Here is a 25,476-nt window from a genome sequence, read left to right on the forward strand (position 1 = left end):
AAGTTAACAATCCCTACTTTTATTAGTCGTAATTTTGTGGGATTAAAAATTACAAGCTATGCACATACATCGTTTTCTTATTGTTCTTTTAAGCCTATTTATTTTTTCTGGCTGCGGAAATTTAGAATTGGCAAGCATCGACAGTCCATTAAACACAAGTACTGGTTCAAAAATTTCAAATTTCCGAAGTGATACGAATGATGCTATAATTTCTTCCGGAACAGAAATTTCCGACGATGAAGAACCTTTAAATATCATTTTATTGATTGGAGACGGGATGGGTTTGAGTCAAGTTTCTGCGAGTCATTATTACGGGACGGGTGCTTCAAATTTTGACCGTTTCAATACCATTGGACTCATTAAAACTTCTGCTTCAAGCGACCTTGTTACAGATTCGGCCGCGAGTGCCACCGCTTATTCCACTGGAGTCCAAACATACAATGGAGCCATCGGGGTAAATAAAGATACCATTACCGCAAAAACCATTGTAGAATATGCTATGGAAAAAGGAATGAGTACGGGTTTGATCGCAACCTCTTCCATTATGCATGCTACGCCTGCAAGTTTTTATGCGCATACAGCCTCAAGACAATCATACGAAGAAATTGCTACATTTATGCCCAACTCTGGCATTGACTTTTTTGCTGGCGGAGGTCAACTTTTTTGTTCAGAAAGAAAAGACGGACGTAATATTTATGAAGAATTAAGAGCAAAAAATTACGAAGTAACCACAGACACGCTACCTGATGTTATTTCAAATAAAAAACAAGCAATTATTCTTGCTCCAGATGGTATGCCACGTATGCTAGACGGTCGCGGAGATTTTTTAGCCCGAGCAACAAATCTTGCTTTAAAAAAATTATCAACGAATAAAAAAGGCTTCTTTTTGATGATTGAAGGCTCACAAATTGATTGGGGAGGTCACAGTAATGAAGCACCTTATTTGATTTCAGAACTTATTGATTTTGAAAAGACAATTGGAGTGGCTCTGGATTTTGCCAAGCTTGACAAAAACACATTAGTTATTGTTACCGCAGATCATGAAACTGGTGGTTTTACACTTGCTGCAAAAAAGGGAGATTATAATACAATTGAGCCAAGCTTTTCAACCTATAATCACTCTGCGACAATGGTGCCCGTATTTTCTCAAGGCCCGGGCGAAAAAGATTTTGCGGGTATTTATCAAAATACCGTATTATTTAAAAAAATGATGAAAGCGTTAAAGCTCAATTAGTCTTGTTAACGTACTGCTAATTGCGAGAAGCAGTCATATTAATTTATTACTTTTAGCCCGAGCAATTACTTATGGGATATTTAGAAGATATTGGATCATACTTTTTAATGCTAAAACGCACCTTTGGTAGTTTTACCAAAGCTGGCGTTTTACGCGAATTGATTTTTAAAGAAATAGATGATTTAATTATTGGGTCTTTAGGAATCGTAGGATTTATTGGTTTTTTTGTGGGTGGTGTAATTACACTTCAAACGGCACTTAATTTAACCAATCCATTAATACCAAAAACACTCATTGGGTTTGCAACGAGGCAATCCATTATTCTTGAGTTTGCACCTACATTTATTTCAATTATCATGGCTGGAAAAGTAGGTTCTTTTATTACTTCCAGCATTGGTTCTATGCGAGTAACAGAACAAATTGATGCATTAGAAGTTATGGGAATCAACTCCCTCAATTATTTAGTATTTCCTAAAATCATTGCGATGCTCACCTACCCTTTTCTTATTGCTATTGCTATGTTTTTAGGAATTTTTGGAGGACTACTTGCAGGTGTTTATGGGGGTTTTGTTTCCATGGACGAATTTGTACAGGGAATACAACAAGATTTCATACCATTCCACTTGGCCTACGCTTTTATTAAAACTTTTGTGTTTGCATTTATACTTGCAACAGTTCCTTCTTGGCATGGATACTACATGAAAGGTGGCGCACTCGAAGTAGGTAAAGCGAGCACAAAAAGCTTTGTGTGGACCAGTGTACTTATTATTCTAGCAAATTATATCATCACTCAATTATTGTTAAGCGCATGATTAAGGTAGACAACATAAAAAAGAGGTTTGGTGATGAAGAAATTTTGAAAGGGATTACCACCACTTTTGAAAAAGGAAAGACAAATCTCATTATTGGTCAAAGTGGTAGTGGAAAATCTGTAATGCTCAAATGCCTTATAGGTCTTTTTAAGCCAGAACAAGGCCGTATTTACTATGATGACAATGCCATTCAAGATATGGATGAAGAGCAGCAACGCGTGCTTAGAGAAGAAATAGGGATGCTTTTTCAAGGTGGTGCTCTTTTTGATTCTATGACTATTGAAGAAAATGTGATGTTCCCATTGCGAATGTTTACAAAACAAAAAAAATCTGAAATGCTCGAACGCGTGAATGAAGTTTTGAGCAGGGTAGAATTAGACGGTGTAAATAAAAAATATCCCGCCGAAATTTCTGGGGGAATGCAAAAACGTGTGTCCATCGCACGCGCCATTGTAAATAAACCAAAATATCTTTTTTGTGACGAACCAAATTCTGGTTTAGACCCAAAAACAGCTACTGTAATTGATAACCTTATTCAAAAAATAACGCACGAGAATGACATTACAACAATCGTTGTAACGCATGATATGAACTCAGTAATGGAAATTGGTGAACGCATCAACTTCCTTAAAAATGGAGTTTTAGTTTGGAAAGGTACTCAAGAGGACATTTTTAAAACAGATAACAAAGATGTTACAGATTTTGTGTATTCATCAGATCTATTCAAGCAGATAAGAGATGTGCAGAATAAGTCTAACGATGTGTAAATACTTATTTTATTAAAAATAGTTCGTCAAAAACCGCAAATAGAATAAAATAAAAAAACCCGATACAAAAATATGTATCGGGTTTTTTGGTGCTGTGGGCGCAGAGGGATTCGAACCCCCGACCCCTTGGGTGTAAACCAAGTGCTCTGAACCAACTGAGCTATGCGCCCTAACTTTGTTAGCGGTTGCAAATATAAACTTGTTTTTAGATATGGCAAACAAATATTTATAAAAAATTTAAATTTTACGCATCTACTAAATTCATTAGTCAAAGTTATATTCTCATTGAATTTTCTTTCAGCTTTGACGAATAAAATTCGCAACATGCAACTCACTTATAATAAATCTAATATACGCTCTAGCGCCATTCCTCTTGAGCCTTTTATCAAAATTGAAGCCTCTTTTATAGATTGAGATTTCATATTCTCTGATAATTTCTGAAATGAGCTAAACTGTATTATTTTTTGAGATTCAGTTTCAATAGTGCTGAAATTTTCTCCAACCAAAACAATTGAGTCAATTGATAGTCCGGCTGCTAAATTTGCTATGTATTGATGTTCTTTTTTTGCTTCGGCACCAAGTTCAAACATATCTCCTAAGATTGCCACCTTTCTCTTTTCCGAAGTAGTTAAAGCAAAGGTTTTTAATGCAGCTTCCATACTTGAGGGGTTGGCATTGTAAGCATCTAAGACAATACTCTTTCCATTCTTTTCAATAATCTGAGATCTATTATTTGCAGGTACATAGTGCTCGATTGCCTCCTTAATTTTTGATACTGGAATATTGAAATATTTACCCATGGTTGCGGCTGCGCAAATATTTGAAAAATTGTATTGTCCCACTAAATTAGAAGTGATGACCGAACCTTCTACCTCTATTTTCACAAAAGGATTTGCTTCAATGAATTTAATATTATAGTAATTTTTGTCCTCCTGACTAAATCCGAATTTATCAATATAATTATTTAAAAGTTTGATTTGTAATTTGTCGTCAGCGTTCAAGAATATGTACTGTTTGTTCTTTTTTAAATAGTCATACATTTCGCTTTTACCCTTTATCACCCCCTCAACGCTTCCAAAACCTTCTAGATGTGCTTTCCCAAAGTTTGTTATGTATCCAAAATTCGGCTTTGCTATTTCACATAGTCTTTCAATTTCTTTGAGATGGTTCGCTCCCATTTCAACAATACCTAGTTCGGTTTCTTTTGTCATTGAGAGCAATGTTAACGGCACTCCTATATGGTTGTTTAAATTACCTACGGTTGCAGTGGTTTTATATTTCTGCTTAAGAACAGCGTTGATCAATTCTTTTGTAGTGGTTTTACCATTACTACCTGTAAGTGCAATAATTGGAATTTTAAGATAGTTGCGATGGAAGGTTGCTAATTTTTGTAATTGCAATAAAGAATCTTCACAAAGAATAGTCTCTTCCGTGTTCTTGTGCACACTAGCATCATCAATTACAACCTTATAGGCACCTTCATCTAGCGCTTGCCGGACAAATGTATTCCCATCAAAATTATCTCCCTTTAGTGCTACAAAGAGACATCCTTTTGTAATCTTTCTTGTATCAGTGCAAATACCGCTACTCTTTAAGAAATGGTCGTGAAGTGTTTCGATTTTCATAAATTTAAAGATATAAAAAAACCCTCTTTAACATTGCTGCAAAAGAGGGTATATATTTTGGATTGGCGTTGTTAATTACGCGCTGTTTTTGCTTGTTTTGCTTTTGAACCGACACGTGACATTGCACATCTAAAACCGATGTAATCTGTAGCCATATCCTGAGGAAAATAACGACGCTGTGCTGGATCTAACCAATAATCTCTATCTCTCCACGAACCTCCTTTGTAAACACGCACTTCATTGTTAACAAGCGTTGTTCTAGATCTAGATTTATCGTAACTTCTATCTAATTCTGTAGAAGCAGAATCTGCAGTCACCTTTTGAATTGGTGAGTTATACATTCGTTTTCCCTCAGATAAAGGTTCATCTTCATCCTCACCAAATGACTGGTAATAACGAGTTGATCTTTTATCACCATCTCTGTAATCACGGTTATCACTAGTTGAAAATTGAGTTCTCAAATACGTTTCATTTTCATCAACAGGTACTTGTAAAATTTCTCCTGGCAAGTCTCTAGCTACTATTTTTCCGTTACTCAATGTGTCATATACTATCGAGTCTGCAGTAACAACTTTTACTCTACCGTCTTTATCGATGGCATTCTTAGTATAAACATTACCACGATAGTAGTTAAAATCATTAAATTCATCATCAACTATCGGTCTGTAAACATCTGCAACCCATTCAGCCACATTACCAGCCATATCGTATAAACCAAAATCATTTGGTTCGTATGATTTAATTTCTGCAGTAATATCGGCACCGTCATCACTCCAACCAGCAATTCCACCATAATCACCATCACCTTGCTTAAAGTTCGCTAATTGATCACCTCTTGATTTTCTCTTTCCAGAACGTGTATATTGACCGTCCCATGGATATTTTTTCCTTCCTCTATATGCATTGTAGTTTCGTAAACTTACAAGACCAAGCGCAGCATATTCCCATTCAGCTTCTGTAGGTAAGCGATAATCCGGCATTAATAAACCATCTTTTCTTTGGATAAATAAATTTGTGCTATCCTTACTTCTTTTAGCGATTGATTCTGATCTTTTTCCACCTCTCGTAATGGAGTCATTTCCTCCATAGGTTTGAGTAGGTGCATTTAAATATGTCTCAGTGCTAAAAGTTTCACCTGCCTTTGCTTCATAACGAGCATTACGCGCGGTAATACCTTCTTCTTCAAGAATCAATTCGTTTACACGGTCTGTTCTCCAATTACTGAATTCAACAGCTTGAATCCAACTAACACCAACAACTGGATACTCAGCATATGCTGGGTGACGAAGGTAGTTATTTGTCATAACTTCGTTATAACCTAAACGGTTTCTCCAAACAAGTGTATCTGGCAAAACACCATCATATATTGTTCGATATTCCTCTTGGCTTGGAGGGAAAACTTGTTTTGTCCAATCTACATATTGTAAATACATGAAGTTTGTAACTTCAGTCTCATCCATATAGAATGACTGCACATGCTGTTGATTAGGGGCATTGTTCCAATCGTGCATCGGATCATCCTGCACTCTACCCATTGTAAATGTTCCACCTTCAACAAAAATAAGACCGGGGCCGGTTTCCTGTTCTTGGTATTTACTATTTTTTTGGGGGCCACCTTCTTTGGAATTTAATTTCCAACCGGTAGCACGAGAACTATCTTTATAGTCTCTAGTCTTATTACAACTTACTAACACTGTGGTGGTAAGCAATAAAGTAAGTAGCCTGAAGGCTAAATTTTTAGTTAAAATCATACTTTTAATTATGAAAGAATTGGGTTCGCAATATAATGATTAACGCATAAAATGCAATATTATTTTACAAAATAATATGTGTTAGTTTTTCCGCCTAAAAGCAACTAACTTCTATGAAACGATTTCTTCGAACTATTATTATATTAAAATACATATTACGAAAAACTTTAAATGTAGCTTATACTAAGTGTATATTTGGAACGTTAAAATAAGGCATGAAAAAGATATTTATTCTACTGGTTATTATATCGAGCGCTTTCATAAGTAAAGCACAACAAACCAAAACTATTACTATACAATGGGAAGACAACTCAAACCTTCCCCAAAAAAGTATATCTAAAAATACGGCATTTGAAAAAAATGCGATAAAGACCACAGAAAAAAATGCTAAATCAAGCACTGACAAGTCTGTAGTTGAAAATGCAAAAAATCGGCTTAAACTAAACATTGACAAAGACAACAATCAATATTTTGATAATTGGATTGACTCAGGCTTTGCTAACCCAAATTCTCTACGAATTACTAATATCTCATACAAATCCTTAACCTCGAAAGAACTTGAAGCTATAACGGTTTCAAAAATCCCAAGCAGTATCAGCCCAAACATAGCTAGCTCAAAAGCTCGTGAAAAAATCTACACTAGCTTAACATTAACTCCTATAGTTAAGGTTAATGGACAAATTCAAAAGATAACTTCCTTTAAGGTTCAATATGATTATGACCAAAACAGACAGTTTGGAAATCGAATACCAATCACAAATTCCGTTTTAGCAACTGGAAATTGGTATAAATTTAAAATCAACGAAACAGGAATTCACAGTATCGACAAAAACTTTTTAGATGATATTGGGTTCAATACCGACGGTGTTGACCCAAGAACCATTAAAATATTTAGCCATGGAGGGCAGTCTCTGCCCCTGCTAAATTCATTGAACAATGATTTATTTGATTTACCAGAAACAAGTATTCAGGTTATCGGAGAAGCAGACGGCTCTTTTGACAGCGGTGATCGTATTTTGTTCTATGCAACAAGCACTTTGGGCTGGGTAGAAGAAAATGATTCGAATATTAATCCATATAGTGATGAATCTTTTTACTACATCACATCTGGTGGTAATAACGGCTTACGCGTACAACCAATGAATGAACCAACAGGTTCTGGGATACAAATTACCACTTTCAACGATTATAAATTTATTGAGAATGACGAAGAAAGTCCCGCAAAAGTAGGACGTAGTTGGTTTGGTAATCGGTTTGACATAGAAAATGACCAAACATTTGAACTCACCTTTCCAAATATAGTTCCGGGTAGCACAATGGAAATGGAATATCGAGTTGCATCAGCTTCTGAGAATATTACATCCATGGCAATTTCTGTAAATGGCGCTCCTTTAAATCCCGTTACATTTTCTGCTATTAATGAGCCCACTCTACTCAGTGTAGCACCATCAATTAATGCAGATCCTGTTCAAATTCCGGCTAGCGGAGATATCGTTACGATAAATATGCTTTACAATAACGGCAATAATCCATCAAGCAAAGGGTATTTAGATTTTATTCGTATCAATGCATTGCGACAACTTATTGGGACGGACGGACAACTTCAGTTTAGAAACAATGCGGTAGCAACACAATCTGGTGTGGGAGAATATATCATTGGTAATGCTTCGCAATTTTCGCAAGTTTGGGATGTTACAAATCCTAGAAATATTACATCAAAACAAAATGAGTCAAACGCCGGAAATTTCAGCTTTAAAACTACTTTGGGAGAAATTAGAGAATACGTTGCTGTAAACCCTTCAGATTATTTGCAGCCTGTTGAGATTGGTTCAAGTATGGTAGCAAACCAAAATCTTAAAGGCACAATCTTTAAGGATGCCTCCGGAAATTTTAAAGACCTTGACTATCTAATTATTACCGCCCCTTTCTTGATACAACCAGCCCTTAGGCTAGCAGACCACCATAGAAATATAAGGGGTACTAACGTAAAGGTTGTGACAACCGATAAAATCTATGAAGAATTTTCAAGCGGCAAACAAGATATTGGTGCCATCCGAAACTTTATAAGGTATGTATATGAAAATGCCTCTTCCCCTGATAAAAGAGTAAAATATATCAACTTTTTTGGAGACACCTCTGTAGATTATAAAGACAGAATACCCGGAAACAACAATATAGTACCTACGTTCCACACACGTGAAAGTATCAGTACATTCGCCTCTTATATGAGTGACGATTTTTTTGGAATGATGGACCAAAATGAAGGTGGGATGGCAAGCTCTGAAAGACTGGATATTGCCCTTGGTAGAATGTTGGCCGATGAAGTAGGACTTGCTAATTCACTGGTTGACAAAATTATTGCTTATGAAGCAAAAGCCTCCTATGGAAATTGGAGAAATAATATTTTAATGGTATCTGACGATGCAGATAACACTACAGACAGAAGCCTCCAATTCACCTTAAATGACCTCGCCGATACTATTACCGAAGCAAAACCCTTTGTGAATGTAAAAAAAATTCACATGGATGCCTTTGAGCAACAAACATCTGCCGGAGGCAATAGATATCCACAAGTTAATGACATCGTTAAAAATGATATTGAAGTGGGTGCATTGATTGTAAATTATTTTGGACATGGTGGTGAAGACGGACTTGCTAAAGAATTTATATTTACAAAAGAAACAGCACAAACCTTGCGCAATGAAAACAGATGGCCGCTCATTGTAACAGTAACGTGTGAGTTTACAAAATTTGATTTACCCACTAGAATTACAGCAGGAGAGTTGACATATTGGAACAAAAACGGCGGTGCTATTTCTTTAATCACAACAACAAGATCGATTACTATTACCACTGGAGAATTACTTAACATCTTTCTTGCTGATGAAATTTTTGGATTTGGACAAGACATTCCAGATTTACCCGCTGAAGGTCTTCGGAAATCTAAAAATGAAGTTAATAGTCCTAATCGACGTGTCGTTTTTTATGTAGGAGACCCTGCCATGCCTTTAGCATTTCCGAAGAAAGATATACGTCTCACAACTATAAATGGAGTCCCAATCACTCAAAGCAATACGGTTTTACAAGGATTGAGCTATGCAAAACTTGGAGGACAAGTAGTAACACCTTCAGGCGCGTTGGACGCTACATACAATGGAGTTGTTGAAGTAAAATTATTTGACAAAAGACAAGAAAGACAGACGCTTGGTAATGATGGAACTCAAAATTCGGACGGAAGCTTAGTCATTTTAAATTTCACTACGCTAGGCGAAATATTATTCAATGGCCAAGCCACCGTTAGAAATGGACTTTTTGAAGTTGATTTTATTGTTCCACAAGATGTTCAAATCCCAGTAGGAAATGGAAAAGTAAGTTTTTATGCTCAAAAGGAAAATATTCTTTTAGATAATAATGGATATAACCTTGACGTGCAAGTAGGCGGATTAAACCCCAACGCAGGAACGGATACTACAGGCCCAATTATTCAATTATTTATGAATGATGAAAGTTTTGTTTCTGGAGGAATTACAAATGACTCGCCAAACCTTATCGCAAAATTACAAGATGGCAACGGTATTAACACCGCAAGTGGTATTGGTCACGATATTATAGCCATCCTTGATGGCGATGAAGCAAATCCTTTTAAACTTAATGACTATTATCAAGCCGATGTTGACGACTATACAAATGGGACTACCGCCTACAAACTGAGAGATCTAGAAGATGGGCTCCATACAATTACATTAAAAGCTTGGGATACGTATAACAATTCATCTACAGCAGAACTACAGTTTATAGTTGCCGGTGATGGCGATTTGACATTGGATCGCGTCCTCAATTACCCCAATCCGTTTGTGAATTATACGGAGTTCTGGTTCAATCACAATAGATCTGAAGACCCATTCCTCGATGTGCAAGTACAAATCTTCACGGTTACGGGCAAAGTTGTTAAAACTATTTCTGGAAGTTACCCTACCAATGGCGGCAATCTTATAAGGGAAATCACATGGGACGGAAGAGATGATTTCGGAGACCGAATAGGAAAAGGTGTGTACGTATATAAGATTACGGTTAAATCTCCGTTAACTAATCAGCAAACTGAAAAAATTGAAAAATTAGTAATACTATAAATTTAAAATTATATTTGCCAAAATTTTACACCTCATGAAGAAGATATTATTACCATTACTTATCATTTTAATCACAGCCAAAGGTTTTGCGCAGGAAGACCCTAACTCAAATATAGACCAACGTGTAATTACTACTGGTGTTCCCTTTATCCTTATTGCAGCTGATGCCCGCTCTGCAGGTATGGCAGACATGGGAGTTTGGACTTCATCTGATGCTTTTGCTCAACAATGGAACCCAGCAAAATATGCTTTCTCGCTTTCAAAGCAAGGTGTAGGTGTAACATATACTCCTTATTTAAGTAACCTTGTAAATGATATTTTCCTCGGAAATATTACATATTTCAACAGATTAAACGAAAGAAGTGCCGTAGGAGCATCATTTAGATATTTTAGCAATGGTGAAATTGAACTACGTGAAACAGCAGATCAAGAACCACTTTTAGTGAAGCCAAATGAACTTTTATTTGACGTTTCTTATTCATTAAGATTAAGTGAGCGTTTTGCAATGTCGGTTGCCGGAAGATACATTCGTAGTGACCTGAAACTGCAAACAGCAAACGAAGATGCGAGTGCAGCAAGCACATTTGGTGTTGATATCGCCGGTTATTATCAGAGTGAAGAAATAGCGTATGATAGTTTTGATGGACGTTGGAGATTAGGTTTTAACTTTTCAAACATTGGCCCTAAATTAAAGTATGACGAAACTGGACAGGAAAATAACATTCCAACAAACATGGCACTTGGTGGTGGATTTGATTTCATCCTTGACGAGTACAATAAAGTTTCTGCGGGTCTTGAAGTAAACAAACTTTTAGTACCAACTCCAAGTGATTCAAACGGTGACGGAACAATCAATAGCCAAGATGATTTTGCAAATGACAGTTTTGTTAGCGGTATTTTCTCTTCTTTTGGGGATGCACCAGATGGTTTTAGCGAAGAGTTAAAGGAATTTACTTGGGCTTTAGGAGCTGAATATTCTTATCAAGATGTTTTTGCCTTTAGAGCGGGTTACTTTAACGAAAGTGACGACAAAGGTTCAAGAAAATTTGCTTCCCTTGGAGCAGGTTTTAAATACACTTCAATAGGTATTGATTTATCTTATTTATTCTCAACATCACAAGTTATAAGTCCTTTAGAAGGAACGCTTCGTTTCGGACTTACATTTAACTTTGGTGACGAATACGACGAATACTAGACCATTGAAAAAACATATTATTGAAACTGTTCTAGAAGTATACGATTCTGTTTCAGAATTACCACAGAACATTCAAAATTTAATGAATAAGGCGCAAAAAGCAAGAGACAATGCTTATGCGCCTTATTCTTCTTTTATGGTTGGCGCAGCGTTACAATTGGCCAATGGCAAAATTGTACAAGGTAATAACCAAGAAAATGCAGCATATCCTTCTGGACTTTGCGCAGAGCGCGTCGCCGTCTTTTATGCAGGCGCAACGTATCCCGGCGTTGCAATAAATACTGTTGCAATCACTGTAAAATCTTTGAACCATAAAGTGGAAACCCCTACTCCACCTTGCGGCGCTTGCCGACAATCACTTGCTGAATATGAAGTGAACCAAAAATCACCCATGAACGTCTATTTTATGGGAGAAAAAGGAAAAGTTGTAAAGGCAAATTCGATTAAAGATTTGTTACCTCTTGTATTTGACAGTTCATTTTTAAAATAAATCAGCCATTTTTTATTACTACAAATCAAAAGAAGCGAAAACGTTTTCGCTTTTATTTAGTAAAATAGAGGTTTTATAGTCGATACAAATATGTTATTTTTGTTATCGTTATGGCACTTTATGCCATGAAGACTAATTAGAGCTTTCGATGAAAAAAATCACCAAAAAAACCTACCTTGATTGGTACGAGAATATGTTATTCTGGCGCAAGTTTGAGGATAAACTAGCACAAGTATATATCAATCAAAAAGTTAGAGGATTTCTACACTTATATAATGGTCAAGAAGCAGTACTCGCAGGAGCGCTGCATGCAATGGATTTGACAAAGGACAAAATGATTACCGCATACCGTAATCACGTTCAACCTATTGGAATGGGAGTAGACCCTAAAAAAGTGATGGCTGAACTTTATGGAAAAGCAACGGGAACCTCTCAAGGATTGGGTGGCTCTATGCATATTTTTTCAAAAGAGCATCGTTTTTACGGTGGTCATGGTATCGTTGGAGGACAAATTCCACTAGGAGCTGGATTAGCTTTTGCTGATAAATACAAAGGCGACAATGCAGTAACATTGTGTTATATGGGTGATGGCGCCGTGCGTCAAGGATCATTGCACGAAACGTTCAACATGGCAATGCTGTGGAAACTTCCTGTAGTATTTTGTTGTGAAAATAATGGATATGCCATGGGAACTTCAGTAGCCAGAACATCAAATCATACAGATATCTGGAAACTCGGTTTGGGATACGAAATGCCCTGTAAGCCGGTTGATGGTATGAAACCAGAAGTTGTCGCCAAGGAAATGGACGAAGCTATGGAACGTGCAAGACGTGGTGACGGCCCTACATTTTTAGAAATTAGAACCTACCGTTACAGAGGTCACTCAATGAGTGATGCGCAACATTATAGAACTAAAGAAGAAGTTGCAAAAAAACAAGAAGAAGACCCAATAAGCTATGTTTTACATAACATTTACGAGAAAAAATGGGCAACAGAAGACGAAATAAAAGCCATCGATAAACGTGTTAAGGACAAGGTAAAAGAATGTGAAAAGTTTGCAGACGAATCCCGCTATCCTGAGAAAAGAGTGATGTACGATGTTGTGTACGATCAAGAAGATTATCCATTTTTACCCCACAAATTATAAGCTATGGCTACAGTAATCAACATGCCGCGATTGAGCGACACTATGGAAGAAGGTACCGTTGCCACATGGCTAAAAAAAGTGGGCGATGCCGTTGAAGAAGGCGATATTCTTGCCGAAATAGAAACCGATAAAGCCACAATGGAGTTCGAGTCTTTTCATGAAGGAACTCTTTTACATATTGGCATTGAGGAAGGAGAGACTGCAAAAGTAGATACTCTTTTAGCAATCATTGGTGATGAAGGGGAAGATATTTCAGAGTATATCAATGGCGGCGGAAATGAGGCAAAATCAAAAGATGATTCCGAAGAAAAGACTGATGACAAAGCCGAAAAAGAAGATGACCAAGATGATGAAGAAAACGAAAGTGATAATGATAGTGACGTTTCCGAAGAAGAAAAAGAAGAATCTTCCAACGAAAGCGCTACAGAATTACCCGAAGGTGTAACCGTAATCACCATGCCCAGATTGAGTGATACCATGGAAGAAGGTACTGTTGCTACTTGGCTAAAAAAAGAAGGAGACACTGTTCAAGAAGGTGATATTCTTGCTGAAATAGAAACCGATAAAGCCACTATGGAATTTGAATCATTCCATTCAGGAACACTTTTAAAAATAGGAATTCAAGAAGGTGAAACCGCAAAAGTAGATGCGCTTTTAGCCATCGTAGGCCCTAAAGGAACTGATGTTTCAGGAGTAACCGGAGAAAAGAGTGACCCTAAAAAAGAAGCTCCAAAGAAACAAGAAAAGAAAGAAGATAAAAAATCTGAGGAAAAATCAGCACCAAAGAAAGAGGAGAAAAAAGAAACAGGAGAAAAGAAAACTTCTAGTTCAAATACATCTTCTTCAAGCTCAAATTCAGACAAAAGAATATTTGCGTCTCCCCTAGCCAAGAAAATGGCAGAGGATAAAGGCATCAACTTAGCACAAGTAAACGGTAGTGGAGAAAATGGACGTATCGTAAAAACCGATATTGAAAATTATCAACCAAGCGCAGGTGGAGCAGCAGCCTACACGCCTGTGGGCACTGAAAGTTTTGAGGAAATCAAAAATTCTCAAATGCGTAAGACCATTGCAAAACGTTTGGGAGAATCTAAGTTTACAGCACCTCACTATTATTTGACAGTTGAACTTGACATGGACAACGCTATTGCTTCTAGGACAGCAATCAATAGCGACCCAGATGTGAAAATCAGTTTCAACGATATGGTGGTAAAAGCCTGTGCAATGGCACTTCGCAAGCATCCGCAAGTAAATAGTCAATGGACTGGAGATGCTACGCGTATTGCAAAACATATTCACATAGGAGTTGCAGTTGCAGTTGATGAAGGATTACTAGTTCCCGTACTGAAATTTGCTGATCAAATGACATTCTCACAAATTGGAGCAAATGTCAAAGAATTGGCCGGAAAAGCGAGAAACAAAAAAATAACACCTCAGGAAATGGACGGTAGTACCTTTACGGTTTCAAACTTAGGGATGTTCGGAATCAAAGAATTTACTTCTATTATTAACGCACCTAACTCAGCTATTTTAAGCGTTGGAGCCATTATTCAAAAGCCTGTTGTTAAAAATGGTGCAATCGCAGTTGGAAACACAATGACGGTTACTTTAGCTTGCGACCATAGAACAGTTGATGGAGCAACAGGAGCTAAATTTTTACAAACGCTTCGCAACTATATAGAAAATCCAGTAACGATGTTTGTTTAAATAAAATACTATAATTCATCAAAATTCTCTCTGGCTTAAAATCTTGAGAGAATTTTTTATTTAATATAATTTCCATATAGAAATTTCGAATTTTTCAAGCCTACTCACCTCGCACCTCTCAACACATTTCCTTACCTTTATATCATGGCAAAAAATATTATAATTACAGGCACAAGTCGCGGAATTGGATACCAAATGGTGGCTTTATTAGAAGATTCTGGACATAAAGTACTAGCGCTTTCTAGAGACGCTGCTCCCATTTCAGGATTGGACATTTCAAACTGCACGTGCTTTTCTTGCGACATCACTGAACTTAAGGATATCAAAAAAGTTTCGGCATTTGTGAAAGAGCATTGGGGGCATGTAGATATATTAATTAATAATTCTGGATGTTTGGTAAATAAGCCTTTCAGCAAGCTGAAATATGAAGACTTTAAAGATTGTTATGATGTAAACGTTTTTGGTGCTGTTTCTTTAACACAAGCAATGTTACCGTTTATGAAAAAAGATGGACATGTAGTCAACATAAGCAGTATGGGAGGCGTGAGAGGAAGTGCCAAATTCGCTGGACTCGCAGCATACAGCAGCAGTAAAGGATCTATTATTACGCTAACCGAAGTACTAGCAGAGGAATACAAAGAAACCGGTCCATCGTTCAACGTTTTGGCATTAGGCTCAGTACAAACTGAAATGCTCGAAGAAGCATTCCCTGGTTACCAAGCTCCGTTGAGTGCTAAAGAAATGGCAAAATATATAATAGATTTTAGCCTTACTGGAAATAAATTCTATAATGGAAAAGTATTAGAAGTTTCAAGTAGTACGCCTTAACATTCTATGACCGAAGTCCTTTCAAAATACATCCCACAAGCTGCTGTTGAAGCTTCATTTGAACTTATCAAAGTAAACAATGTCCATTTAAAAATAGTCAATGAGCGTATTACTCGGCACGGTGATTACCGTAAAATGCCTAATGGCCAACATCAAATAACAGTCAACGCGAGCTTAAATGCATATCGCTTTTTTATTACATTAATACATGAAATCGCCCACTTAGTGGCTTTTCAAAAATTTGGGAGAAATATCAAACCGCACGGAAAAGAATGGAAATTTACATTTCAGCAATTAATGTTACCCTTTATTCGGCCTGAAGTTTTCCCATCAAAATTATTACCGCTTTTGGCACTCCATTTTAAAAACCCAAAAGCAAGCAGCGATACAGATGCGCGCTTATCAATCGCCTTAAAACAGTTTGACCCTGCAAACGATAAAAATTATATCTTTGAGATACCCGCTGGCGGTTTATTTAGACTGTACAATGGCAAGATTTTCAAACGTGGCAACAAACGGATAAAAAGATACGAATGCCTCGAAATAGCAACCGGAAAAATTTATTTATTCAATCCCAATGCCGAGGTCGAGTTTTTGAAAACTGAGTAAAGAGCTACCAAAATCAACTGCAATAAACGGCTTATACTCTCTGAAATTAAAGATAACTATGAGTAAAAATTTAAATAAAAATTACTACGCAGTAATCATGGCGGGTGGCATTGGCTCACGGTTTTGGCCAGTGAGCACAACCTCATTTCCAAAGCAGTTTCACGATATGCTAGGTACGGGAAAATCGTTATTGCAACAAACCTTTTTAAGACTCAACAAATTAATTCCTGCTGAAAATATTTTAGTTTTAACCAACGAACGCTATCTCGAATTAACGCTGTCGCAACTACCAGAAATTTCAGAAAAACAAGTGGTTCTTGAACCTGCAATGCGCAATACGGCGCCGTGTATTTTACTTTCGGCTCTAAAGATTAAAAAACAAAATCCAGATGCGGTGATGCTCGTTGCGCCTAGTGACCACTGGATTGAGGATGAAGATGCTTTTGCAAAAGACGTCCAAACATGTTTTAATGCAGCGCAGGACAACAATATTTTAATGACTTTAGGCATCAACCCCACATTCCCGAATACCGGATATGGCTATATTGAAGCTGAAAAGAATAGTACTTCGGAAATTTTAAAGCTGAAACAATTTAGAGAAAAGCCAGACTACGAAACAGCAAAACAATTTTTGAGCGCGGGTAATTTTCTATGGAATGCGGGTATCTTTATTTGGAGTGTCGCAGCAATTTCCGAAGCCTTTGAAAAAAATGAACCCGTGATGCACGCGTTATTTTCTGAAGGGATTCCAGTTTATAATACCGAGAAAGAAAAAGCATTTATCTCAAAAAACTATACGCTTGCCGAAAATATTTCAATCGATTATGCAATTATGGAAAAGGCCAATAATGTATTCACAAAAAAAGCTACATTTGATTGGAATGATCTAGGCACTTGGGGCGCGTTGCACGAAAAGATGACCACTAATGAAAGTGAAAATGCAGTAGTGCGAGCCATTCCATTGTTGAATGATGCGAATGGGAATATGATATATTCGGAAACCGAAAAGTTAGTTGTTGTTGATGGCATCAACGATTATATCATCGTAGATAAAAAGGAAACATTATTACTATTTCCGAAGAAAAAAGAGCAAGACATAAAAAAACTACTCGCCGAAGTTGAACAAAAACACGGCAAGAAATACACCTAAAAATGAGCAAAGAGGATATCAATATTACCCCTAATTCTTCACCGGACGAATTTGAACACACAAAATTGACGGCGTGGGAAGGCATTAAAAAGTTCTTTATTGAATTGTTTGATATCCATAGCGATACGGATAGAGATGCAACTATCGATGCTGTAAAAAAAGATATTTCTTTTAAGGGACACACCTCTTGGATTTTGATCTTTAGTATTTTCGTTGCCTCCATAGGGCTCAATGTGAGTAGTACTGCTGTGGTTATTGGTGCCATGTTAATTTCGCCACTTATGGGGCCTATTGTTGGTATAGGACTTTCCGTTGCCATTAATGACGTAGAAACGATGAAGCGCTCGTTTATCAATTTGGGTGTGATGGTAATTTTGAGTGTAATGACCGCAACATTTTATTTCTGGGTATCCCCATTAACCGAGGAAACTCCAGAATTGGTCGCTAGAACGTATCCAACAATTCTTGACGTACTAGTTGCCATATTTGGAGGGCTGGGACTTATTGTGGCAAAAACAAAAAGTGGAACGATAGCCAGTGTTATTTTTGGTGTCGCTATTGCTACAGCTTTAATGCCACCATTGTGTACGGTGGGTTATGGTCTTGCCATTGGCAACATGGCGTATGCTGGAGGTGCCATGTATTTGTTTTGTATCAATGCAGTTTTTATTGCATTAGCAACTTTTATCGTAGCAAAAATTTTACGTTTTCCATTAGTACGTTATGCAAATTCTCAACGTAGAAGACGCATTGCGCAAGTTGCTTCATTAGTGGCACTTGTAGTAGTAATCCCTAGCGTTATTTTATTTTACAATTTATTACAAGGCCAAATTTACACGAACAAAACCAAGGAGTTCATAAAGGATACCATAAAATATGAAGGTGCAGAAGTAGTGAAATTTGATCAGGATTTTAAAACAAAGAACATCCAAATTTATCTAATTGGGCGTCCGGTCCCACAATCCACAATTGATGATTGGCGAACTAAATTGAAAAACTCTGAAAAAATAGGCGAATCTAATTTGCTTATTTACCAAGGCGCAGATAATAGCGGGGAACTTGCCGAAAAAATTAGTGGCAATCTCAAAGCCGATATCTTAAGCGAATTATACGCTAACAACGAGCAACGCCTCCGCGATAAAGATGACCGAATTACATTTTTGGAAAATGAAGTCGCTCGCCTTAGCGTTAACGAAAAAGGGATTGCTTTTCAAGATATAAGTAAAGAATTAAAGGTAACTTTTGATGGACTCACAGCGTTTGGCTATTCAAAAAGAATCAATACAACTTTTGAAAAAACCGATACCATAAGTGTATTCAATGTTTCATGGGATAGAACAGTTAATCAAAGAAAGCGTGCTGAGAACAGCAGAAAAATTGGTGATCTTTTAAAACTAAAGTTGAAATTAGACACATTAGTAGTATCTGAATATTAAACAACTTCAGCGACCACAAATGTACTACCTCCCACATAAATCACATCTTTTGTTGCGGCGCTTTTGAGTGCTGCTTTTAAGGCTTTTTGTACTGAAATATATTCATTTCCTTCTAATCCGAAATTTGCTGCGCCCTTCCACAAGGTAGTTGTATCAAGACCTCTCGGAACATCTGGCTTACAGAAATAATACGCTGCATTTTTTGGAAACAATGGTAAAACCCCATCCAAATCTTTATCATTCACCATCCCTAAAACGATGTGAAGTTTGTCAAATTTTTCGGCAGCCAATTGCTTCATTGTTATTGATAATCCTTCTTTGTTATGTGCAGTATCGCAAATAACTTTTGGTTTTGTTTGAAGCACTTGCCATCTCCCCATCAAACCGGTATTCTTGATGACATTTTGAAGTCCTTTTGCAAGATGTTGTATGCCTATGGGATAGTTTTTTTCTTGCAGAATTTGTACCGCTGTTTGTACCGTACGAATGTTACTTTTTTGATAGTCTCCTTTTAAATCTGAAGGCATTAAAGCACCTTTAGTTTCAAAGGCTTTATAAAGAGTTGTGTTTCGCTCGTTAGCTATTTCTTCAAAAATCGGAAGGGTTTCGTTGTTGTACTCGCCTATAATTACTGGAACATCTTCTTTAATAATTCCTGCTTTTTCTTTTGCAATTTGAGGTAACGTTGAACCCAAAAACTGTGTATGATCAAAACCTATATTTGTGATAATTGACAAAACTGGTGTAATAATATTTGTGCTATCCAGTCTACCTCCCATTCCTACTTCAATAATTGCAATGTCTACTTTTTCTTTAGCGAAATATTCAAAAGCAAGTCCCACCGTCATTTCAAAAAAGCTGAGTTGGTTATTTTCAAAGAATGATTTGTGGTTTTTTACGAATGTTGTCACATTTCGTTTTGGAATAAGTTCACCATTGATTTTGATACGTTCTCTAAAATCTTTTAAATGTGGCGAAGTGTACAACCCCACTTTAAAGCTAGCCTCTTGTAAAATTGACGCCAGCATGTGGCTCGTACTACCCTTTCCATTGGTGCCTGCGACATGGATGGATTTAAATTTGGTTTGGGGATTATTGAGATAATTGGCGAGTAAAATGGTGTTTGACAAATCGGCTTTGTAAGCCGTTTTGCCCACTCGCTGATACATGGGGAGCTGCTGGAATAACCAGTTGATAGCTTCTTTATAAACGATAGCTTTATTTTTTAATTATTTTTTTTGTCAATGTACCTCCATTAATTTCAACACTCAAAAAATACACTCCGGCAGGAAATTGAGATACATTACATCGTGCTTGGTTTTTATTTCTGAAATTTAAAATTTCCGAAGTAATCAACCTTCCCAATGCATCATAAAGTTCAATTTTATTTGTAGCATCGGCATTTCCTCTTAATTGAATATCAATAAAATCATTGGCTGGATTGGGAGACACAATAAGGGTATTTTCTGGCTCATTTTCGCTGAAAGCTAAAATATCACTCGTTAAATTTATCTTGTATATCGACCTTCCGTAGGTCCCAATGTAGAGATATTGACTCGCCTCGTGGATGTGCATATCGGTCACGGGAACTGATGGTAAATTTGCGGCAAGTGGAATCCAAGTCTGACCATTATCTCCCGATGCGAGGACCCCGATATCTGTCCCAACGTATAAAATTTCATTGATATCTTTTACAATATCATTGACAGGAATATCTGGAATCCCTGCGGAAATGTCACTCCAATCACCACCGAAATTTGAACTTTGATATACGTGTCCCTCATTTTCACCAAAACGATATCCAGAGAAAGTGACATATACTCCACCTATATTTTCTCTATCGGCAAGTACTTTTGTTACCCACCGATTGGGAAGCGAACTAGAAATATTATCCCAATTAGTGCCACTATCTTGCGTTACCCAAACATTGCCATCATCAGTCCCCACATAGATAATATCGCTATCCAACGGTGAAACACTTATGCTGATTATTGTTCCAAAAGTAAGATTCCCAGAAGAAGCACCATTTGTCAAATCTGGGCTTATGGCAGTCCAGTTTGCTGCGGCGTTTGTAGTTCTGTACAATTTATTGGTTCCGTAATAAAGGGTTTGAGCGTTTGAGGGATCAAAGGTTATTGGAGTGTCCCAATTGTTCCTATCTGAGGCCGGAATACCATTTAAAGCACTACTAAAAGTTGTTCCGTTATTAGTGGATTTACCTAAGTTACCATTTTGAGACAATGCATAAATTACATTGGTATTCGTTGGGTCCACCAAAGGTTGAAAACCATCACCGCCAAAAATAGTTGACCAATTTGTAGCGCTTCCGGTTGTTGTCCTTACCGTGCTATTATCTTGTGCGCCCCCATAAATTTTGTCATCATTTTGCGCGTCAACGTACATTCTGTAAAATTGAGTGATAGGCAATGTTTCAATTTTTGTGGTGCTTACACCTTCATTTGAGCTAGTGTAAAGACCACCATCATTCCCCAGCAATACCCTGCTAGCACCTTGTGCTGTAAAAGCAAGAGCGTGTTGATCCACATGCGCGCCGGGAAATGCATCGCTCCACGTTTGACCTCCATCAGTAGATTTTTGAACTTCAAAGTCTACATTATAAATAATATTTTCGTCCTCTGGGTCTATTACAATACCTCTAAACCACCAATGAAATCCAACATCTGTCAATGAACTTGAGTTCACCGTTTGCCAACTATCACCCCCATTTTGAGTTCTGTAAACTCCTTGTATTCCTCCATTTCGGTTAGCATAACGAGCATATAATATATTTGGGTTAGATTGAGAAATATCAATACTAATACGTCCTTTTTGTGCAGCTGCTGTGGGAAGTCCGTTTGTCATTTCAATCCAATTTGTGCCCCCGTCAACAGATTTCCAAAGTCCAGAATCTGCTCCTCCGTAAATTCTATTTTCGGTTGTTCTTTCGCGTTGCCAACTAGCAGCGTAGATAATGTTTCCGTTAGTTGGGTGCATTGCCATATCAATAATACCTGCTTTGTTACTCACGAATAAGACTTGGTTCCACGTTGTGCCGCCATCGGTAGTTCTGTAAACTCCCCTATTTATGTCATTTTTAAAAAGCGGTCCCATTGCGCCTACTAAAATGGTATTCTCATCAGTGGGATTTATAAGTATTTTTCCAATACTTCCAACATCTGGCAACCCCTTTGATTCCCAAGTGACCCCCCCATTTTCACTTTTATAAATTCCATCACCATCATAAGCGAGCGAGCCACCTCCAGCATTTACTTCTCCGGTTCCTACCCACAAGATATTTGAATCCACTTTTGAAATTTCAATATCACCAATGGAGAGCATGTCTTGGTCATCAAAAATAGGGTTGAACGTTACGCCAGCATCGGTTGTTTTAAAAATTCCACCCGATGCAGCACCTACATAATAAGTATCGCTATCATCAATTGGAATTTCAATATCTGTGATGCGACCACCCGTAGTTATTGGTCCAACAAACTCCCAGACCTCACTCAACGAACTTCGTTTAGCAAGTTCATTTCTTTTCCAAATAGAAGCTTCTTTGATTGCATTTGGCTTCAGCTCACCACTTGGATATGCGCGTTGCATAAACATAAAATCGTGTGGGGTTTTCGTTGTTTTTTCTTCGGAAATAGTAGTTAAAGAAGTATTCTGAATATTTGTAGAAGAATCTCCGCATCCATAAAAAAACAACGCGATTGAAGCAAAGGCAAGGTAAGGTTTCATATCAAAAGTTTAAAAACTAAAGATACTCAAATTAGCGTTTTGATTATACCGAGAGCGGTTGTAATTATACCAACGATTTTTGGGTATTTTCTATTTTAGAAAAATGAATTAGAAATCTAACAAACAAGAATGACGCAATAATTTCAACCAAATTAACCGTGATTAGAATATAAATTGAGGGAAATATGGTCTCGTACAAAATAGTCCCTGCACAGTAAAAGATATATCCAATCCCGACCATAAACAGATAGAAACTTTTATCAATTTCGTAGAGGCTTGAGATATAAAGGCACGACATTACAAACAGACAAAAAGATATTGTTCCAATACTGAAAAGAAAATAATTACCAAAAGTCTGGGTACCTAAAAGAAATATGGAAACTACAATAAATATAAAGGTCGTTCCGCCAATTACAACGGTGGCTAAATCAATATTCTTAGCTTGAATTTTTGCTTTTCGTATGATTGGCATAATCAATAATGAAGCAAATGTAAAAAACAAACCATACATGAGTATAATGTAAGAAGCATTGTGAATCATCCCGTCAGAAAGAATAACTTCACCAACAGCTAAACTCCCTAAGGCTAAGAATAATAATGTATTAAACTTTTGAAGTTTGTAGGAATACAAGACAAAGAGCAGCGAAAAAAATAAAAGTTTTAAATATAACGATACATCTTTATTTAGAAAAACCAATATTACCGTTGATGATAGTCCGATGAACAAGGTTAATGATGTAAGTAACTTCTCGCGCAATCTATAAGAATTTACTTACAAATGTATCATTTTTCTTGACATTGAAAAGTGTAGAAGTCATTTATTCAGAAAGACTAAAACGATATATTATTTTACCTATTTGTTTAGCAGGAGCTTTGTCGTCAGGATTAAATTTTGTCGCGAGAGCAGCGCGTTTTGCAGGTTCTAACAAACAACGCGAATTGTTTGTTGTCCCACGGACTCCCGGTGTTGCGCTGGTTACTTTTCCATTACGGTCCACTTCAATACTCACTACAACGGTACCTGCCTCGTTACAATCTTGAACAAATTTTTCTTTATTCAGTGCTTTTCTTCCTCCTAGCAAATAATTACCATCACCATCTAGACCCTTACCGGTTCCGTAGTAGTTTTTTGCATTTGGATCTCCGTTGGGATTTCCTTTGTCGCCGAGTTTATTATCGTTGCCTTCACCGCCTTTTGCTGTGCCATCGCTCTTTGGTCCATTAAGAATACTTGACAGTGCATCTGTTGTACTTTTATCTGGTGTGGGCTCTGGGTCTGGAACCGGTGGTTTAGGTGTTTCTTTTTTAGTTTGTTCTTTTACTGGAGTCTCTTTTTTAACCTCTTTTTTCTTTTCTTTTTTAATTACTGGGGCATCCTCGGTATCTTGTGTAACAACATCCTCTTTAACCTCTGGTTCTGGTTCAGAAACGGGTGGTGGTGTTGTTACTTTTGGAGCGCTTTTAATTGCTTCGGTTGGCTGTATGTTTCCGCTTCCCGTTTCCGTAGTACCAAAATTAACTGCAATCCCCTCTTCTGGAGGTGGGTCTAAATACGTCATCCCAAAAAAGAACAATAGTAGAATTAACAGTGAATATAAAATCACTGTGACAGTCATGCTTTTCTTTTTATGCTCAGTATCTAAAAAGGACATTGGACGATTTAGGGTTAAGGGAAATTAGTATTATAAAAAAGTATTCAGGAAAAAGATTTTATATTTTTTGAAACTTTTTCAACTTCAATTTTGAGTTACATTTAAGTCTCAATTGGGCCTTACAGCTAGGACTACCTTAAAACTGTTTTTATTTGCAATATCCATTACAAAAACGGCATCTTCAATAGGAACCCCTTCTTCGGCTCTTAAGATTAGCGTGGGTTCTTCAACTCCTGCGAAGGCTGCAATTAAAGTTTTCTCAATTTCGTATTCGCTAACGCGCTCTTTGTTTACATAATAAGCACCATCCTTTGTAATGCTAACGCTTGCTTTTTGAACATTGGTACTTTTACCTTTTGCTTTTGGCAAAATTAAATCTAATGCATCGGGCGTAATTGCAGGTGAAGTCAATAAGAAAAACACCAATAACAAGAAGACAATATCTGTCATTGAGCTCATTGAAAACTCAGGGCTTACTTTATTTCTTCCGCGTAGATTCATATTATGCGGGTTCGTTTAAAAGGTCTAAAAAGTCAACCGCTGTAGCTTCCATTTGGTGTACAACTTTATCGGTTTTTACTACCAAGTGATTGTAACCCATATATGCAATAATACCCACTATCAATCCCGCAACGGTTGTGGTCATCGCGGTATAAATACCTTCGGCTAGGAGTCCCATTTCGGCTTGACCGCTACTGGTTGCCAATTGGTGGAAAGCTAAAACCATACCGATTACGGTTCCTAAAAAACCAATCATTGGAGCAGCTCCCGCAATGGTAGCAAGAACACTCACGTTTTTTTCAAGTTTGTATACTTCTAGTCGACCAGCATTTTCAATAGCTGTGTTTATGTCCTCTAAAGGGCTTCCTATTCTCGAAATCCCTTTTTCGGTCAATCTCGAAACTGGTGTATTATGTCCTGCACACAATACTTTGGCACCCTGCAAATTTCCGCTGGAAACATTATCCTTTATTTGGTTCATAAAATTGGCATCGTATTTTGAAGCCGCTTTTATCGCAAAAAGACGTTCAAAATAGACGTACAATGCAACAAAAAGTAAGATGGCAAGTGTACCAATTATAATCATTCCTCCCGTCCCACCGTTGACGATGAGCTCCATAATGGAGAGCGTTTTTTCAGTAACTTCGGGTTCCAATTGTGCTGCATCTGCGGCACCATCCTGTATCAAGGAGTTGAGCATA

General features: G+C 37.2%; 20 protein-coding genes and 1 tRNA gene. 12 read left to right on the top strand and 9 right to left on the bottom strand.

The features are described from left to right. Positions 1-58: 58 nt before the first annotated feature. The 3 genes from ACSHW7_RS10850 to ACSHW7_RS10860 all read left to right on the top strand — a co-directional run bounded on the left by ACSHW7_RS10850 (position 59) and on the right by ACSHW7_RS10860 (position 2,813). Positions 59-1,234: an alkaline phosphatase gene (locus ACSHW7_RS10850; protein ID WP_435679369.1), complete on the top strand. Its 1,176-nt coding sequence runs from the start codon at positions 59-61 to the stop codon at positions 1,232-1,234. A gap of 71 nt (positions 1,235-1,305) precedes the next feature. Then, on the top strand, positions 1,306-2,046 hold the full coding sequence (locus tag ACSHW7_RS10855; RefSeq protein ID WP_435679370.1) for an MlaE family ABC transporter permease: 741 nt from the start codon (positions 1,306-1,308) through the stop codon (positions 2,044-2,046). Then, positions 2,043-2,813, top strand: coding sequence for an ABC transporter ATP-binding protein (locus ACSHW7_RS10860; RefSeq protein ID WP_435679371.1), 771 nt, complete (start codon positions 2,043-2,045; stop codon positions 2,811-2,813). The genes ACSHW7_RS10855 and ACSHW7_RS10860 overlap by 4 nt, the downstream gene beginning before the upstream one ends. A gap of 95 nt (positions 2,814-2,908) precedes the next feature. Here the strand turns inward: ACSHW7_RS10860 and ACSHW7_RS10865 are convergent. From ACSHW7_RS10865 to gldJ, 3 genes are all read right to left on the bottom strand, one after another. Further along, positions 2,909-2,983, bottom strand: a tRNA-Val gene (locus tag ACSHW7_RS10865). A gap of 165 nt (positions 2,984-3,148) precedes the next feature. Further along, positions 3,149-4,438, bottom strand: a complete 1,290-nt coding sequence (locus ACSHW7_RS10870; RefSeq protein ID WP_435679372.1) for a UDP-N-acetylmuramoyl-tripeptide--D-alanyl-D-alanine ligase — start codon at positions 4,436-4,438, stop codon at positions 3,149-3,151. A 71-nt stretch (positions 4,439-4,509) separates the two neighbouring features. Next, positions 4,510-6,189: a gliding motility lipoprotein GldJ gene (gene gldJ, locus ACSHW7_RS10875; RefSeq protein WP_435679373.1), complete on the bottom strand. Its 1,680-nt coding sequence runs from the start codon at positions 6,187-6,189 to the stop codon at positions 4,510-4,512. A 215-nt stretch (positions 6,190-6,404) separates the two neighbouring features. On the opposite strand from gldJ, the gene porU reads away from it, so the two are divergent. The 9 genes from porU (at position 6,405) to ACSHW7_RS10920 (ending at position 18,881) form a co-directional block, all read left to right on the top strand. After that, complete coding sequence (porU, locus tag ACSHW7_RS10880; protein ID WP_435679374.1) at positions 6,405-10,319, top strand: type IX secretion system sortase PorU; 3,915 nt, start codon at positions 6,405-6,407, stop codon at positions 10,317-10,319. 34 nt (positions 10,320-10,353) lie between these two features. Further along, positions 10,354-11,514: a type IX secretion system outer membrane channel protein PorV gene (porV, locus tag ACSHW7_RS10885; RefSeq protein ID WP_435679375.1), complete on the top strand. Its 1,161-nt coding sequence runs from the start codon at positions 10,354-10,356 to the stop codon at positions 11,512-11,514. Positions 11,515-11,518: 4 nt separating this feature from the next. Further along, positions 11,519-12,004 carry a cytidine deaminase gene (gene cdd, locus ACSHW7_RS10890; protein ID WP_435679376.1) on the top strand — a complete coding sequence of 162 codons (486 nt, stop codon included), beginning with the start codon at positions 11,519-11,521 and terminating at the stop codon, positions 12,002-12,004. Positions 12,005-12,152: 148 nt separating this feature from the next. After that, on the top strand, positions 12,153-13,151 hold the full coding sequence (gene pdhA, locus ACSHW7_RS10895; RefSeq protein WP_435679377.1) for a pyruvate dehydrogenase (acetyl-transferring) E1 component subunit alpha: 999 nt from the start codon (positions 12,153-12,155) through the stop codon (positions 13,149-13,151). Between the two features lie 3 nt (positions 13,152-13,154). Beyond that, positions 13,155-14,858, top strand: coding sequence for a pyruvate dehydrogenase complex dihydrolipoamide acetyltransferase (locus tag ACSHW7_RS10900; RefSeq protein ID WP_435679378.1), 1,704 nt, complete (start codon positions 13,155-13,157; stop codon positions 14,856-14,858). 144 nt (positions 14,859-15,002) lie between these two features. Further along, entirely contained in the window at positions 15,003-15,686 is a 684-nt protein-coding gene (locus ACSHW7_RS10905; RefSeq protein WP_435679379.1) for an SDR family NAD(P)-dependent oxidoreductase, read from the top strand. A 6-nt stretch (positions 15,687-15,692) separates the two neighbouring features. Next, positions 15,693-16,295 (top strand): SprT-like domain-containing protein, encoded by a 603-nt coding sequence (locus tag ACSHW7_RS10910; RefSeq protein ID WP_435679380.1) that lies wholly within the window; start codon positions 15,693-15,695, stop codon positions 16,293-16,295. 58 nt (positions 16,296-16,353) lie between these two features. Beyond that, the gene (locus ACSHW7_RS10915; protein ID WP_435679381.1) at positions 16,354-17,445 is read left to right on the top strand and encodes a mannose-1-phosphate guanylyltransferase; all 1,092 of its coding nucleotides are present in this window, start codon (positions 16,354-16,356) and stop codon (positions 17,443-17,445) included. Between the two features lie 2 nt (positions 17,446-17,447). Next, complete coding sequence (locus ACSHW7_RS10920) at positions 17,448-18,881, top strand: DUF389 domain-containing protein (protein ID WP_435679382.1); 1,434 nt, start codon at positions 17,448-17,450, stop codon at positions 18,879-18,881. Here ACSHW7_RS10920 and ACSHW7_RS10925 read toward each other — a convergent pair. From ACSHW7_RS10925 to ACSHW7_RS10950, 6 genes are all read right to left on the bottom strand, one after another. Continuing rightward, a complete protein-coding gene (locus tag ACSHW7_RS10925) occupies positions 18,878-20,095 on the bottom strand; it encodes a bifunctional folylpolyglutamate synthase/dihydrofolate synthase (RefSeq protein WP_435679525.1) in 1,218 nt (405 codons plus the stop codon). The two genes, ACSHW7_RS10920 and ACSHW7_RS10925, sit on opposite strands and share 4 nt — an antisense overlap. Positions 20,096-20,099: 4 nt before the next feature. Next, positions 20,100-22,622: a VPS10 domain-containing protein gene (locus ACSHW7_RS10930; protein ID WP_435679383.1), complete on the bottom strand. Its 2,523-nt coding sequence runs from the start codon at positions 22,620-22,622 to the stop codon at positions 20,100-20,102. 64 nt (positions 22,623-22,686) lie between these two features. Next, positions 22,687-23,379, bottom strand: coding sequence for a hypothetical protein (locus tag ACSHW7_RS10935; protein ID WP_435679384.1), 693 nt, complete (start codon positions 23,377-23,379; stop codon positions 22,687-22,689). 61 nt (positions 23,380-23,440) lie between these two features. Next, positions 23,441-24,274 (bottom strand): energy transducer TonB family protein, encoded by an 834-nt coding sequence (locus ACSHW7_RS10940; protein WP_435679385.1) that lies wholly within the window; start codon positions 24,272-24,274, stop codon positions 23,441-23,443. Positions 24,275-24,382: 108 nt separating this feature from the next. Then, positions 24,383-24,775 (bottom strand): ExbD/TolR family protein, encoded by a 393-nt coding sequence (locus ACSHW7_RS10945; protein ID WP_435679386.1) that lies wholly within the window; start codon positions 24,773-24,775, stop codon positions 24,383-24,385. Between the two features lies 1 nt (position 24,776). Then, complete coding sequence (locus tag ACSHW7_RS10950; protein WP_435679387.1) at positions 24,777-25,475, bottom strand: MotA/TolQ/ExbB proton channel family protein; 699 nt, start codon at positions 25,473-25,475, stop codon at positions 24,777-24,779. Position 25,476: the final 1 nt, after the last annotated feature.

The sequence above is a fragment of the Patiriisocius sp. genome, from assembly GCF_051252435.1.
Lineage (GTDB): Bacteria > Bacteroidota > Bacteroidia > Flavobacteriales > Flavobacteriaceae > Patiriisocius.

Excerpts from the sequence above, each read along its gene's own strand:
- ACSHW7_RS10870 (WP_435679372.1), bottom strand. The coding sequence starts at position 4,438 with ATGAAAATCGAAACACTTCACGACCATTTCTTAAAGAGTAGCGGTATT.
- ACSHW7_RS10945 (WP_435679386.1), bottom strand. The coding sequence starts at position 24,775 with ATGAATCTACGCGGAAGAAATAAAGTAAGCCCTGAGTTTTCAATGAGC.
- ACSHW7_RS10920 (WP_435679382.1), top strand. The coding sequence starts at position 17,448 with ATGAGCAAAGAGGATATCAATATTACCCCTAATTCTTCACCGGACGAA.
- ACSHW7_RS10900 (WP_435679378.1), top strand. The coding sequence starts at position 13,155 with ATGGCTACAGTAATCAACATGCCGCGATTGAGCGACACTATGGAAGAA.
- porV (WP_435679375.1), top strand. The coding sequence starts at position 10,354 with ATGAAGAAGATATTATTACCATTACTTATCATTTTAATCACAGCCAAA.
- gldJ (WP_435679373.1), bottom strand. The coding sequence starts at position 6,189 with ATGATTTTAACTAAAAATTTAGCCTTCAGGCTACTTACTTTATTGCTT.
- ACSHW7_RS10950 (WP_435679387.1), bottom strand. The coding sequence starts at position 25,475 with ATGCTCAACTCCTTGATACAGGATGGTGCCGCAGATGCAGCACAATTG.
- ACSHW7_RS10905 (WP_435679379.1), top strand. The coding sequence starts at position 15,003 with ATGGCAAAAAATATTATAATTACAGGCACAAGTCGCGGAATTGGATAC.
- porU (WP_435679374.1), top strand. The coding sequence starts at position 6,405 with ATGAAAAAGATATTTATTCTACTGGTTATTATATCGAGCGCTTTCATA.
- ACSHW7_RS10910 (WP_435679380.1), top strand. The coding sequence starts at position 15,693 with ATGACCGAAGTCCTTTCAAAATACATCCCACAAGCTGCTGTTGAAGCT.
- ACSHW7_RS10930 (WP_435679383.1), bottom strand. The coding sequence starts at position 22,622 with ATGAAACCTTACCTTGCCTTTGCTTCAATCGCGTTGTTTTTTTATGGA.
- pdhA (WP_435679377.1), top strand. The coding sequence starts at position 12,153 with ATGAAAAAAATCACCAAAAAAACCTACCTTGATTGGTACGAGAATATG.
- ACSHW7_RS10860 (WP_435679371.1), top strand. The coding sequence starts at position 2,043 with ATGATTAAGGTAGACAACATAAAAAAGAGGTTTGGTGATGAAGAAATT.
- ACSHW7_RS10915 (WP_435679381.1), top strand. The coding sequence starts at position 16,354 with ATGAGTAAAAATTTAAATAAAAATTACTACGCAGTAATCATGGCGGGT.
- ACSHW7_RS10850 (WP_435679369.1), top strand. The coding sequence starts at position 59 with ATGCACATACATCGTTTTCTTATTGTTCTTTTAAGCCTATTTATTTTT.
- ACSHW7_RS10940 (WP_435679385.1), bottom strand. The coding sequence starts at position 24,274 with ATGTCCTTTTTAGATACTGAGCATAAAAAGAAAAGCATGACTGTCACA.
- ACSHW7_RS10855 (WP_435679370.1), top strand. The coding sequence starts at position 1,306 with ATGGGATATTTAGAAGATATTGGATCATACTTTTTAATGCTAAAACGC.